Origin of the sequence: Klebsiella sp. Q11, assembly GCF_964241505.1 — a bacterium.
GTDB classification, from domain to species: Bacteria; Pseudomonadota; Gammaproteobacteria; order Enterobacterales; family Enterobacteriaceae; genus Klebsiella; species Klebsiella michiganensis.
In genome coordinates this window covers 61,721-74,283 of sequence record NZ_CAXSXW010000006.1, presented here as the reverse complement: position 1 = coordinate 74,283, position 12,563 = coordinate 61,721, and the positions used below count along the sequence as shown (strand labels likewise).

The window sequence follows — 12,563 nt, the reverse complement described above, 5'->3', positions numbered from 1 at the left end:
AATGATAATCATTATCAATAATGTTGTTTTTCACGCAAGCTTTATTTAGCGGAATACCAGATTTAGCAGGTGTCGGGCCGGTCGATGGCGGAAAATCGCTCCCCACCGCGCGTACGGTGGGGAGGGGAACTACAGGCGGGTGGCGGTGGCGGCGGCTAATTCATCCAGCAGCCGTTCGCTATCGTCCCAGCTCAGGCAGGGATCGGTAATCGATTGTCCCCAGGTCAGCGGCTGGCCCGCGACGACCTTCTGCGTGCCTTCCTGAAGGAAACTCTCGGCCATGATCCCGGCGATGGCGGTCGAGCCGGCGCGGATCTGCTGGCAGATATCGGCGCAAACGTCCAGCTGACGGCGGTGCTGTTTCTGGCAATTGCCGTGGCTAAAATCCACCACCAGCTGTTCCGGCAGGTCGAACTCCGCCAGCGCTTCCCCGGCGGCGGCGATATCGGCGGCGTGGTAATTCGGCTTTTTACCGCCGCGCATAATGATATGGCCGTACGGATTGCCGCTGGTCTGGTAGATGGTCATCTGTCCCTGCTTATCCGGCGACAGGAACATATGGCTGGCGCGGGAAGCGCGGATCGCATCAACGGCGATACGGGTATTGCCATCGGTACCGTTCTTAAAGCCTACCGGGCACGAGAGCGCCGAGGCCATTTCGCGGTGGATCTGGCTCTCGGTCGTACGCGCGCCGATAGCGCCCCAGCTGATCAGGTCGGCAATAAACTGCCCGGTCACCATATCGAGAAACTCGGTGGCGGTCGGTACGCCCAGTTCATTGACCTGCAGCAGCAGGCTACGCGCCAGCTCAAGGCCGTGATTCACCCGATAGCTGCCGTTCAGGTCGGGGTCGGAGATCAGCCCCTTCCAGCCAACCACCGTGCGCGGCTTCTCAAAATAGGTACGCATCACGATTTCCAGCTGCGGCTGGTAACGTTCGCGCATACCCTGCAGGCGGCGCGCATACTCCATCGCCGCATCAATATCGTGAATGGAACAGGGACCGATCACCACCAGCAGGCGGCGATCTTCACCGTTGAGGATTTTCTCGATTCGGCGGCGTGAGGCGGAAACGTGTGCGGCAACGTCGGCAGACACTGGATGCCGCTGAGCCAGTTCCGCAGGCGTTACCAGGCTTTCAATGCGCGCGGTACGCAATTCGTCTGTTTTATTCATTGGGGTCTCAAAATCTGTTTCTTCCGCGGCGAAAATGCCGGGAAGTGATGCGCATCACGATAAACCAATCCCCGCTTATTGCAAGAGCAGGGCATGATCCTGTATAGGGCTCAGGTGATAGCATAAACAAATTTTTAATAATGTACTAGTGTGTTAGTACATTCTGCGGCTTAACCCCATAATATCCATGATTTTGGTGGCGATCTCTTCCACGGAATAGTTGGTGCTGTTCAGGCAAGGTATCTTGTTTTTGCGGTAAAGCGCCTCGACTTCGGTCACTTCCATCCGGCACTGGCGCATGGAAGCATAGCGGCTGTTTTCCCGCCGCTCTTCGCGGATGGCCGCCAGGCGCTCCGGATTGATCGTTAAGCCGAAGAGTTTGTGCTGTAGCGGCTTAAGCGAAGCAGGAAGAATCAGGTTGTCCATATCATCGGCGATAAACGGGTAGTTGGCGGCGCGGATACCGTACTGCATTGCCAGATACAGGCTGGTGGGGGTTTTCCCGCAGCGCGAAACGCCGAGGAGGATCACCTGGGCCTGATCGAGATTACGCAGAGAAATTCCGTCATCGTGGGCAAGGGTGTAGTCGATAGCGGCGATACGCGCGTCGTATTTGTTCAGGTTACCGGGCGTCAGGCCGTGGGTGCGGTGAGCGATTGGCGTCGGATCGAGGCGCAGCTCCTGCTGCAGGGGGGCCACCAGCGCCTGGACGATATCCTGACAAAAGCCTTCGCTTTGTAGGATGATGTCGCGAATTTCCGGCAGCACGATGGAGTAGAACACCAGCGGTCGAATGCCGGTCTGCTGGAAAATCGCGTCAATTTGCTCCTTCACGGCGCGCGCGCGACTAATATTTTCGACAAACGGCAGGGTTACGCTGCTGGTGGCGACCGGGAATTGCGACATGACCGCATGACCCAGAACTTCCGCTGTAATAGCGGTACCGTCGGAAATATAAAATACGTGGCGATCTACAGCACTTTCCATTTTGACCATCCGGTATAATGAGTTTAATTGTCTGAAAGCTGATATTAAATTTAAGCATAACGCTCCAGGCTTTGTCTCATATTTAAAAAATGAAACGCTATTTTTATTTTTAATGAAAAGGTGAGTTCATTTTTCGCAACTGCGTATCTTTTGTATCAAATTTCATCAGATTTCTGAAGAATCATTGGCTTAGCTATATCTGGCAAAGAATCCTAAAAACGAAAAAATAATTTGCTTGAACGATTCACCGTTTCTTTCAGCTGGATAAATATGTCAGGATAAATCTCGTAGTCGATCGTGAATTATTTATCACTGGTATTAAATCACAAAAGGATTGTCTCGATGTCCAACAATGGCTCGTCACCGCTGGTGCTTTGGTATAACCAACTCGGCATGAATGATGTAGACAGGGTTGGGGGCAAAAATGCCTCCCTTGGTGAAATGATTACAAATCTTTCGGGTATGGGCGTGTCCGTACCGAACGGGTTTGCCACCACCGCTGATGCCTTTAATCAGTTTTTGGACCAAAGCGGTGTTAACCAGCGCATTTATGAACTGCTGGATGAAACCGACATTGACGACGTTTCCGCATTAGCGAAAGCGGGCGCACAGATCCGTCAGTGGATCATTGATACGCCGTTCCAGAGCGAACTGGAAAATGCGATTCGCGATGCCTATACCCAGCTGTCCGCCGATGACGCTGAGGCCTCCTTTGCCGTGCGCTCCTCCGCGACGGCGGAAGATATGCCGGACGCCTCCTTCGCCGGTCAGCAGGAGACATTCCTTAACGTGCAGGGCTTTGACGCCGTGCTCGTCGCGGTGAAGCACGTGTTTGCTTCGCTGTTTAACGATCGCGCCATTTCCTACCGCGTGCATCAGGGATACGATCACCGCGGGGTGGCGCTCTCCGCCGGGGTGCAGAGGATGGTGCGCTCCGATCTGGCCTCGTCCGGCGTGATGTTCTCTATCGATACCGAATCCGGTTTTGATCAGGTGGTGTTTATCACCTCCGCCTGGGGGCTCGGCGAGATGGTGGTGCAGGGGGCGGTGAACCCCGATGAGTTCTACGTCCATAAACCCACGCTGGAAGCGGGCCGGCCGGCAATCGTACGCCGCACCATGGGGTCGAAAAAGATCCGCATGGTTTACGCCCCCACTCAGGAGCACGGCAAGCAGGTGCGTATCGAAGACGTGCCGCAGGCGCAGCGCGACGTCTTCTCGTTAACCGACGCGGAAGTGCAGGAGCTGGCGCAGCAAGCGGTTCAAATCGAGAAGCACTACAACCGTCCGATGGATATCGAATGGGCGAAAGACGGCCATACCGGTAAGCTGTTTATCGTGCAGGCGCGTCCGGAGACCGTCCGTTCCCGCGGCCAGGTGATGGAGCGCTATACCCTCCATGCGCAAGGACAGGTTATTTCGGAAGGGCGTGCGATCGGCCATCGTATCGGCGCGGGTCCGGTGAAGGTCATTCACGATATCAGCGAAATGAACCGCATCGAGCCCGGCGACGTGCTGGTGACCGACATGACCGACCCGGACTGGGAGCCGATCATGAAAAAGGCGGCGGCGATCGTCACCAACCGCGGCGGGCGTACCTGTCATGCGGCGATTATCGCGCGTGAGCTGGGGATCCCGGCGGTAGTGGGCTGTGGTAACGCCACCGATCGCATCCAGGAAAACCAGAACGTGACCGTCTCCTGCGCCGAGGGCGATACCGGCTACGTGTATGCCGAAATCCTCGACTTCAGCGTCAAGAGCTCCACCGTTGGCGATATGCCGGATCTGCCGCTGAAGATCATGATGAACGTCGGTAACCCGGACCGCGCCTTCGACTTTGCCTGCCTGCCGAACGAAGGCGTGGGCCTGGCGCGTCTGGAGTTCATCATCAACCGTATGATTGGCGTCCACCCGCGCGCGCTGCTGGAGTTCGACGATCAGGAGCCGGGGCTGCAGAATGAAATCCGCGAGCTGATGAAAGGCTACGACTCGCCGAAAGAGTTCTACGTCGGTCGCCTGACCGAAGGGATCTCCACCCTTGGCGCGGCATTTTTCCCGAAACGGGTGATTGTGCGTCTTTCCGACTTTAAGTCTAACGAATACGCCAACCTGGTCGGCGGCGAACGTTACGAGCCGGAAGAAGAGAACCCGATGCTGGGCTTCCGCGGGGCCGGCCGCTATGTGTCAGAAAGCTTCCGCGACTGCTTCGCGCTGGAGTGTGAAGCGGTTAAGCGGGTGCGTAACGACATGGGCCTGACCAACGTCGAAATCATGGTGCCGTTTGTCCGGACCGTCGCGCAGGCAAAAGCGGTGGTTGAAGAGCTGGAACGCCAGGGCCTCAAGCGCGGCGAAAACGGCCTGAAGCTGATTATGATGTGTGAAATCCCATCGAATGCGCTGCTGGCTGAACAGTTCCTCGAATACTTCGACGGCTTCTCTATTGGTTCTAACGACATGACGCAGCTGGCGCTGGGGCTGGATCGCGACTCCGGCGTGGTCTCCGAGCTGTTCGATGAGCGTAACGACGCGGTGAAAGCGCTGCTGTCGATGGCCATCCGCGCGGCGAAGAAGCAGGGCAAGTACGTCGGTATCTGCGGACAGGGTCCGTCTGACCATGAAGATTTTGCCGCCTGGCTGATGGAAGAGGGGATCGATAGCCTTTCCCTCAACCCGGATACCGTGGTGCAAACCTGGCTCGGCCTGGCGGAGCTGAATAAGTAAGTTCTCGCTAAAACAGGCAACTGGATACTCCCCGTCAGCTCAGCAGTGGCGGGGATTTTTTGTTTTTGGGGAGCAGAAAACGGACAAAAAAAAGCCCATCGTGGGAGATGGGCAAAGACTACACACAGCAATTCGTTGTTTCACTCAGGGGATTTCCATGCTTATAAATCAATGCGTTGATTTATAACCGTGAGCTAATACTAGGCACTGAGGCTTTTTGCGTCGATCGGATTCCTCTCAATAGTTAAATTAAGGTAAAGAATCTGCGAAGCAAATGCGGTTAGCAGGCCGCGGGTGGTGGAATGGCGTGAAAGATAGATTAGGATTTCTTAAGCTTTAAGGCTGCCGCGCCCGACAGCTATAGGGGCAGAGGGGCAAAAGGCGGGTTTCCCCGCCTTTTCACTTACTTATCCTGAGCGGCTCGGGTATTGAGCTCGCTCAGCTCCTCAAGCACCAGGTCGGGGTCCTTCGGCGGCGGCGGCGCTTCGTTAACCCACGCATCGTACAGTCGCCAGGAGACCGCCAGCAGCACCGGACCGATAAACAGCCCAATCATGCCGAACGCCACCAGGCCACCGATAACGCCGGAAAGGATCAGAATCATCGGCAGGTCGGCGCCCATACGAATCAACAGCGGACGGATAAAGTTATCCATGGTGCCGACAACGCAGCTCCAGACCAGCAGTACGGTGCCCCATGTGGTATCACCGCTCCAGTACAGCCAGATAATTGACGGTACCAGCACCAGCAAAGGCCCCAGCTGCACAAGGCAGGTAAAGATCATCACCACGGTGAGCAGCGCGGCGTAAGGCACGCCGCTGACCGCAAGGCCAATACCGCCAAGCACCGCCTGGGCCAGGGCGGTGACGACCACCCCCAGCGCCACGGCGCGAATCGCCTGGCCGGCGAGGATCACCGCCGCATCGCCGCGTTTGGCCGCCAGACGGGTGGCAAAGTGGCGGAACCCATACGCAACCTGTTCGCCTCGCCAGTACAGCAGGGCGCTAAACAGCAGCATGAGTCCGCAGTAGACCAGCAGCTTGCCGATGTGCGCCGCCTGGCCAACAAACCATGTGGTGGTGGTGCCGAGATAGGGGCGAATTTTGACCATAATCGCCGTTCCCCCCATCTCCAGTAAATTGTGCCAGCCGGTATACAGCTTATCGCCAATCAGCGGAACGCTATTTAGCCACGCCAGATCCGGCGGCGTAAAATTACCGCTGGTAATCACTTTTATTAATGGCGTGCTGTTATCCACCAGGCTGTTGACCAGCAGCGCAATAGGGATAACGAACAGTAAAAAGAGCAGCAGCGTCATCACCAGCACCGCCAGCGCGCGCTTGCCGAAAAGCAGGCGCTGCAGGCGCAAAAGCACCGGCCAGGTGGCGATAACCACGGTACCGGCCCAGGCAAATGACAGGATAAATGGCTGAACGACCCACAGGCAGGAAATAATAATCAGGGACAAAAACAGCACCGACAGCAGAACTTGCGGTATGTCCCGGGGCTGATTGGGGTTAATCATGATAAAGTTTTACCTTTGCAGTCGCGTCACAAGGCTGACGCAGCGTAATTCCATGTACTGATAATAATATCAATATCTTCGCGCGCCTGATTTTGCCCTTAATTCTGGCGGGCGCATATGAAAAAAATGTGATAAAAAGTTGTGTGCACTACGCAAACGTTTAATCACTTACAACACAACATAGTCAGGCAGGGTCGAGCGTCATGATCCCACAGATTTCTCAAGCGCCAGGTGTCGTTCAGCTGGTGCTGAATTTTTTGCAGGTACTGGAGCAACAAGGTTTTACCGGCGATACCGCCACCAGCTACGCCGACAGGCTAACGATGGCGACTGATAACAGTGTATATCAACTGTTGCCGGATGCGATTTTATTCCCCCGCTCCACGGCAGACGTCGCTCTGCTGGCAAGACTGGCGGCGGAAGAACGTTTTAAATCACTGATCTTTACCCCGCGCGGGGGCGGTACCGGCACCAACGGCCAGGCGCTCAACGCCGGGATCATCGTCGATATGTCCCGCTATATGAACCGCATTATTGAAATCAACCCCGAAGAAGGGTGGGTGCGGGTGGAAGCCGGGGTCATTAAAGATCAGCTCAATCAGTTCCTTAAACCGTACGGCTACTTTTTTGCGCCGGAACTGTCGACCAGCAACCGCGCCACGCTTGGCGGGATGATCAACACCGATGCTTCCGGGCAGGGCTCGCTGGTCTACGGGAAAACCTCCGATCACGTGCTCGGCGTGCGCTCGGTGCTGATCGGTGGCGACATTCTGGATACGCAGCCGATTCCGGCGGCGCTGGCGGAAACGCTGGGCGCAGAACAGTCGGCGATCGGGCGTATTTACCGCACGGTCTATCAGCGCTGCAAAGCGCAGCGGCAGCTGGTTATCGATAAATTCCCCAAACTTAACCGCTTCCTGACGGGCTACGATTTACGCCACGTCTTTAATGACGAGATGAGCGAATTCGATCTGACCCGCATCCTGACCGGTTCAGAAGGGACGCTGGCGTTTATTACCGAAGCGCGGCTGGATATTACCCGCTTACCGAAAGTACGCCGCCTGGTTAACGTTAAGTACGATTCCTTTAACTCCGCGCTGCGCAACGCGCCGTTTATGGTCGAAGCGAAGGCGCTGTCGGTCGAAACCGTCGACTCAAAAGTGCTTAATCTGGCGCGGGAAGATATTGTCTGGCATTCGGTCAGCGAGCTCATTACCGACGTTGCGGATAAAGAGATGCTGGGGCTGAATATCGTTGAGTTCGCCGGTGATGACGCAGAACTGATCGACGGCCAGGTGACAACCCTGTGCCAGCGCCTGGATGAGCTGATGGCGCGCGGCGAAGCGGGCGTTATCGGCTGGCAGGTTTGCCACGATCTGGACGGCGTTGAGCGCATCTACGCGATGCGGAAAAAAGCCGTCGGCCTGCTGGGGAATGCCAAAGGAGCCGCTAAACCGATACCCTTCGCCGAAGATACCTGCGTGCCGCCGGAGCATCTGGCCGACTATATTGTGGAATTTCGCGCGCTGCTTGACGGTCATGGCCTGAGCTACGGCATGTTTGGCCATGTGGATGCCGGCGTGCTGCACGTGCGGCCGGCGCTGGATATGTGCGATCCGCAGCAAGAGATGCTGATGAAGCGCATCTCCGATGACGTCGTAGCCTTAACCGCCAAGTATGGCGGCCTTCTGTGGGGGGAACACGGGAAAGGCTTCCGCGCCGAATATAGCCCGGCGTTCTTTGGGGCAGAACTGTTTGGCGAGCTGCGCAAGATTAAAGCCGCGTTTGACCCGGATAACCGTCTGAACCCCGGTAAAATATGCCCGCCGGAAGGCGTGGATGCGCCGATGATGAAGGTGGATGCGGTTAAGCGCGGGACCTTCGATCGGCAGATCCCCATTGCCGTGCGCAGCTCGTGGCGCGGCGCGATGGAGTGTAATGGCAACGGTCTGTGCTTCAACTTTGATGCCAAAAGCCCGATGTGTCCGTCGATGAAGGTCAGCAACCACCGTATTCACTCGCCGAAGGGGCGGGCCACGCTGGTGCGAGAATGGCTGCGCCTGCTGGCGGATCGCGGCATCGACCCCAATCAGCTGGAAAAAGATCTGCCGGAAAAACGCGCCAGCCTGCGTACCCTGGTGGAGCGCACCCGCAATAGCTGGCACGCGCGTAAGGGAGAGTACGATTTCTCGCATGAGGTTAAGGAGGCGATGTCCGGCTGTCTGGCCTGTAAAGCCTGCTCGACCCAGTGCCCGATTAAGATCGACGTTCCGGAGTTCCGATCGCGTTTCCTCCAGCTTTACCACAGCCGCTACCTGCGGCCGGTCCGCGATCATCTGGTGGCGGCGGTTGAATCCTACGCGCCGCTGATGGCGCATGCGCCGAAGACGTTCAACTTCTTTATTAATCAGCCGTGGATGCGCAAGCTGTCGGAAAAGCATATCGGTATGGTCGATCTCCCGCTGCTCTCCGTCCCGTCGCTGAAGCAGCAGATGGTCGGCCATCGTTCGGCGAATACCACGCTGGAGCAGCTGGAAGCGCTGAGTGCAGAGCAGAAAGCTAAAAGGGTGCTGGTGGTTCAGGATCCGTTTACCAGCTATTACGATGCGCAGGTGGTTGCCGATTTTGTTCAACTGGTCGAAAAGCTAGGCTACCAGCCGGTGCTGCTGCCGTTTTCGCCAAACGGTAAAGCCCAGCATATTAAGGGCTTCCTGACGCGATTCGCGCGCACCGCGCAGAAAACCGCCGATTTCCTGAACCGGGTGGCCCAGCTCGGCATGCCGATGGTGGGGGTCGATCCGGCGCTGGTGCTCTGCTATCGCGATGAATACAACCAGGTGCTCGGCGACAAGCGCGGCGATTTCCGCGTGATGCTGGTGCATGAGTGGCTGCCGCAGGCGCTGTCGGCAACCGCTGCGCAGGAGCAGGGCGGCGAGTCGTGGTATCTGTTTGGCCACTGTACCGAGGTCACGGCGCTTCCCGCTTCCACTAAACAGTGGGCGGATATCTTTGCGCGTTTTGGCGCGAAGCTGGAAAACGTTAACGTGGGCTGCTGCGGCATGGCCGGTACCTACGGCCATGAAGTGAAGAATCACGCCAACTCGCTGGCTATCTACGCGCTCTCCTGGCAGCAGGCGATGCAGCGCCTGCCGCGTAATCGCTGCCTGGTCACCGGCTACTCCTGTCGTAGCCAGGTGAAGCGTATTGAAGGCAGCGGCGTACGCCATCCGCTGCAGGCGCTACTGGAGATTATGGGATGATTTGGAAACGTCAGAGCACCCTGGAACAGCTGAACGCCATGGGCGACGGGAATATGGTCGGCCTGCTGGATATTCGCTTCGAGGCCCTTACCGATGACGCCATCGAGGCCACCATGCCGGTAGATAGCCGCACCCATCAGCCGTTTGGGCTGCTGCACGGCGGCGCGTCGGTGGTATTAGCGGAAACCTTAGGCTCGGTGGCCGGCTATCTGTGCAGCGAAGGCGAGCAGAAGGTGGTGGGGCTGGAGGTCAATGCTAACCATATCCGTTCGGTGCGCAGCGGGAGGGTTCGCGGCGTGTGCCGCGCGCTGCACGTCGGCTCCCGTCATCAGGTGTGGCAAATCGACATCTCTGATGAACAGGGGCGCCTTTGCTGTTCATCGCGGCTGACGACCGCAGTCATCTAAGTTAGCAAGGGGGGAAATGTCCCCCCTTGCTGCTCTTGTATTCCGCTTCCAGTTTCACTTTTAATAAGAAAAATCCTGGCTTATTGCTGCCTCTCCCGAGGTTTTAATTATTCACGATGCGATACTTCCGCTTGCTGATTATTTGTCCGGTACGCGTTCAGGGCGTAGACCATTATCCCCGTGCTGACAAGTCTATGTATGCTAAATATAATTTTATGAAACATCATTAATATTTATGCTAATCTTTCTATACCAGAGATTTACAAGGTAACAAGAGGACGGAGTTAGCTATGGGTATCATTTCATGGATCATTTTTGGGCTTATTGCCGGTATTTTAGCCAAGTGGATTATGCCGGGGAAAGACGGCGGCGGATTTATCGTTACCGTAATTCTGGGTGTCATCGGTGCAGTTGTCGGGGGTTGGATTAGTACTTTCTTCGGCTTTGGCCGTGTAGACGGTTTTAATTTCGGCAGCTTTGTCGTGGCGGTGATTGGTGCGCTGGTTGTCCTGTTTATCTACAGGAAGATCAGGAGCTAATTCGCTCTTCGCACCAGCAATGCCATAAAGTGAAGAGGCTGCCACCGTTGTTGGCAGCCTTTTTAATATTCGCACCATGCCCGACAGGGCAATATCCCCTCTCTGAACGCTTATCCCGGAATACGCTGGCAGGTCAGGCCGCGCGGAGGAACGGTACGATTTCGATTTGGATCGGGTTCGTAGCGAATAGACTGGCCTGTCCGGCGACGGCGAGGCGTACTGATTTTACGGGGAGAGGAGGTTAATCGAGCAACACGCTAATAATTAACAACACGACCATACACATCGACATGACATCTGTTTCTATATCCATAATTCATTACTACACAGGTTCCCGAACGGTCGCCAGGGCGACATTGCGTAAAAGATGAAGGAAATTTAGCAGCGCATTCTACATGAGCCAGTCAGCAGTGAATAAATCTTTATTTCTGTGAAATGACAATACTTATAATGAAAACGAATAGAATTTGTTGCATGAATGCATTTAGGCGCGCAGGCCGAATAGCGAAAGAGCCGAAAGCCCAATCCGCATAATCAGTACTTCGCAGGAAGTTTGTTGATTTTTATGAGTTTCCCCTCTTCCATTTCGATAAAACCACCGGTTTTCAGCGCCGCCAGAATGCGCATTACGCCGCTGCGGGAAAGCCGGGTTTTCTCTCTGATATATCTTTCAGCCGTCACGCTGTAGCGATAACCCTCCTCTTCCTCCATGAGCTTGATCAGCTGCTGGCGAATCATCTCGTACGCCGTTGGCGTGCCCTGGGGCATAACGTTATGATAGAGGCGGTTATAGACAAACATCAGCTGTTTAGAGAGCAGTCCCCATAGCGCCTTCTCTCTAATGATTTCCTCGACGCGACGGGTTGTGAGTACGCCAATCTGGCACGGCGTGACGGTTTTAAAATAGTCATCAAAGTAAATGTCCGTCAGGTTAGCGAGGCCGAAAAGGGCGGGACTGAGCGCCGTGGAAAGCATCATATTGTCACTTCTTCGGTATATCGCTATCGTCCCCTCCAGAAGGAGATAACACATCCCCTGACCGTTAACCTGAAGATCAAACTGCTCGCCGCGGCCCGTTCGGTACGTCGTGCAGTAGGGCTGCAAATGAGAAATAAATTCCTGTGCGTAAGGGGAGCCGCGGAAGGGTTGATTTGCAGATGGCATAGTCAGAAAATCCTGAAGGAGATCGGACTTATTATAACCTCGCGCGTATCTCTTGCCACTCCGAAGATACATGAACAATCAATACTTTCGCGGCAGGTGGTGGATGTCAATCAGCACTCCGCGCTCCATGGTAATGTATTTACCCGTTCGTAGCTCTGCGAGGATGCGCATAACGCCGCTGCGGGAAAGATAGGTTCGACTTTTGATATAGGCCGCCGCGGTGATACTTTGCCGGATAGCTTCGGGCTCTTGCATTAATTCAACAAGTTGAAAACGAATGATGTCATAGGCTGACATTTGCGATATTTGCGCGCAGTGCTCATAAACCCGCGATGCGGTATAGATCAGCAGCTTTGAAAAATGCTCCCATAAGTTCTGTTGCGCCACTACGCGATTAAACGTTTCCAGCGAAACGGCCGCAATTTCCGATGTTTCCAGTACCCTGACGTAAAGTCGTTCAGAGGAAAACTGGCTACACACGCCGAGAAGAAATGGCGATGACTCAGAATTTAAAACAATCCCGTCTCCGCGACGATGCAGCGCGACGCTGCCCTGGATAAGTAAAAAACACTGACGAACGTTATTATCGTAATAATGGACGATCTCCCCTTTCGAGACTATTCGTCTCTCGGCGTACGGCAGGACATTATCAATTAATTTCTCAATGTGCTTAAAGGGTTTTATCTCAAGTACTTCCACTGGTTCGTTGCCGAATTCAGGAATAATTCTCGTATTCATAAGATACCTCACTAACTTATGCGATCGTTTTTTGATCGATGTTGGG

General features: G+C 55.2%; 9 protein-coding genes and 1 other RNA gene. 4 read left to right on the top strand and 6 right to left on the bottom strand.

What is annotated here, in order from left to right; genetic code table 11:
- Window positions 1-129 precede the first annotated feature (129 nt).
- Entirely contained in the window at window positions 130-1,176 is a 1,047-nt protein-coding gene (gene aroH / locus ACESQ2_RS11145) for a 3-deoxy-7-phosphoheptulonate synthase AroH (RefSeq protein WP_025108222.1), read from the bottom strand.
- A gap of 153 nt (window positions 1,177-1,329) precedes the next feature.
- The gene (locus tag ACESQ2_RS11140; RefSeq protein ID WP_004851771.1) at window positions 1,330-2,163 is read right to left on the bottom strand and encodes a pyruvate, water dikinase regulatory protein; all 834 of its coding nucleotides are present in this window, start codon (window positions 2,161-2,163) and stop codon (window positions 1,330-1,332) included.
- Between the two features lie 342 nt (window positions 2,164-2,505).
- Between ACESQ2_RS11140 and ppsA the strand changes: the two genes are divergently transcribed.
- The gene (gene ppsA / locus ACESQ2_RS11135; protein WP_373170456.1) at window positions 2,506-4,884 is read left to right on the top strand and encodes a phosphoenolpyruvate synthase; all 2,379 of its coding nucleotides are present in this window, start codon (window positions 2,506-2,508) and stop codon (window positions 4,882-4,884) included.
- An 83-nt stretch (window positions 4,885-4,967) separates the two neighbouring features.
- On the opposite strand, the gene rprA is transcribed toward ppsA, so the two are convergent.
- Together rprA and ydiK are read right to left on the bottom strand one after the other, a co-directional pair.
- Window positions 4,968-5,075: antisense sRNA RprA (gene rprA / locus ACESQ2_RS11130), an RNA gene on the bottom strand.
- Window positions 5,076-5,287: 212 nt separating this feature from the next.
- Window positions 5,288-6,409 carry an AI-2E family transporter YdiK gene (ydiK, locus tag ACESQ2_RS11125; protein ID WP_032749896.1) on the bottom strand — a complete coding sequence of 374 codons (1,122 nt, stop codon included), beginning with the start codon at window positions 6,407-6,409 and terminating at the stop codon, window positions 5,288-5,290.
- Between the two features lie 203 nt (window positions 6,410-6,612).
- Here ydiK and ACESQ2_RS11120 point away from each other — a divergent pair, with 203 nt between their 5' ends.
- The 3 genes from ACESQ2_RS11120 to ACESQ2_RS11110 all read left to right on the top strand — a co-directional run bounded on the left by ACESQ2_RS11120 (window position 6,613) and on the right by ACESQ2_RS11110 (window position 10,615).
- A complete protein-coding gene (locus tag ACESQ2_RS11120; protein WP_257198948.1) occupies window positions 6,613-9,669 on the top strand; it encodes an FAD-binding and (Fe-S)-binding domain-containing protein in 3,057 nt (1,018 codons plus the stop codon).
- Window positions 9,666-10,076, top strand: coding sequence for a 1,4-dihydroxy-2-naphthoyl-CoA hydrolase (gene menI / locus ACESQ2_RS11115; RefSeq protein ID WP_032749885.1), 411 nt, complete (start codon window positions 9,666-9,668; stop codon window positions 10,074-10,076). The genes ACESQ2_RS11120 and menI overlap by 4 nt, the downstream gene beginning before the upstream one ends.
- 290 nt (window positions 10,077-10,366) lie before the next feature.
- Complete coding sequence (locus ACESQ2_RS11110) at window positions 10,367-10,615, top strand: GlsB/YeaQ/YmgE family stress response membrane protein (protein WP_004102935.1); 249 nt, start codon at window positions 10,367-10,369, stop codon at window positions 10,613-10,615.
- A 534-nt stretch (window positions 10,616-11,149) separates the two neighbouring features.
- Here ACESQ2_RS11110 and ACESQ2_RS11105 read toward each other — a convergent pair.
- Window positions 11,150-11,779 carry a helix-turn-helix domain-containing protein gene (locus ACESQ2_RS11105; protein WP_025108218.1) on the bottom strand — a complete coding sequence of 210 codons (630 nt, stop codon included), beginning with the start codon at window positions 11,777-11,779 and terminating at the stop codon, window positions 11,150-11,152.
- 78 nt (window positions 11,780-11,857) lie between these two features.
- On the bottom strand, window positions 11,858-12,517 hold the full coding sequence (locus ACESQ2_RS11100; protein ID WP_373170450.1) for a helix-turn-helix domain-containing protein: 660 nt from the start codon (window positions 12,515-12,517) through the stop codon (window positions 11,858-11,860).
- Between the last annotated feature and the right edge of the window lie 46 nt (window positions 12,518-12,563).

What these genes read in the sequence shown, in the direction of transcription:
- ydiK (WP_032749896.1), bottom strand. Translation starts at nt 6,409, where the DNA reads ATGATTAACCCCAATCAGCCCCGGGACATACCGCAAGTTCTGCTGTCG.
- ACESQ2_RS11110 (WP_004102935.1), top strand. Translation starts at nt 10,367, where the DNA reads ATGGGTATCATTTCATGGATCATTTTTGGGCTTATTGCCGGTATTTTA.
- aroH (WP_025108222.1), bottom strand. Translation starts at nt 1,176, where the DNA reads ATGAATAAAACAGACGAATTGCGTACCGCGCGCATTGAAAGCCTGGTA.
- menI (WP_032749885.1), top strand. Translation starts at nt 9,666, where the DNA reads ATGATTTGGAAACGTCAGAGCACCCTGGAACAGCTGAACGCCATGGGC.
- ACESQ2_RS11140 (WP_004851771.1), bottom strand. Translation starts at nt 2,163, where the DNA reads ATGGAAAGTGCTGTAGATCGCCACGTATTTTATATTTCCGACGGTACC.
- ACESQ2_RS11120 (WP_257198948.1), top strand. Translation starts at nt 6,613, where the DNA reads ATGATCCCACAGATTTCTCAAGCGCCAGGTGTCGTTCAGCTGGTGCTG.
- ACESQ2_RS11105 (WP_025108218.1), bottom strand. Translation starts at nt 11,779, where the DNA reads ATGCCATCTGCAAATCAACCCTTCCGCGGCTCCCCTTACGCACAGGAA.
- ACESQ2_RS11100 (WP_373170450.1), bottom strand. Translation starts at nt 12,517, where the DNA reads ATGAATACGAGAATTATTCCTGAATTCGGCAACGAACCAGTGGAAGTA.
- ppsA (WP_373170456.1), top strand. Translation starts at nt 2,506, where the DNA reads ATGTCCAACAATGGCTCGTCACCGCTGGTGCTTTGGTATAACCAACTC.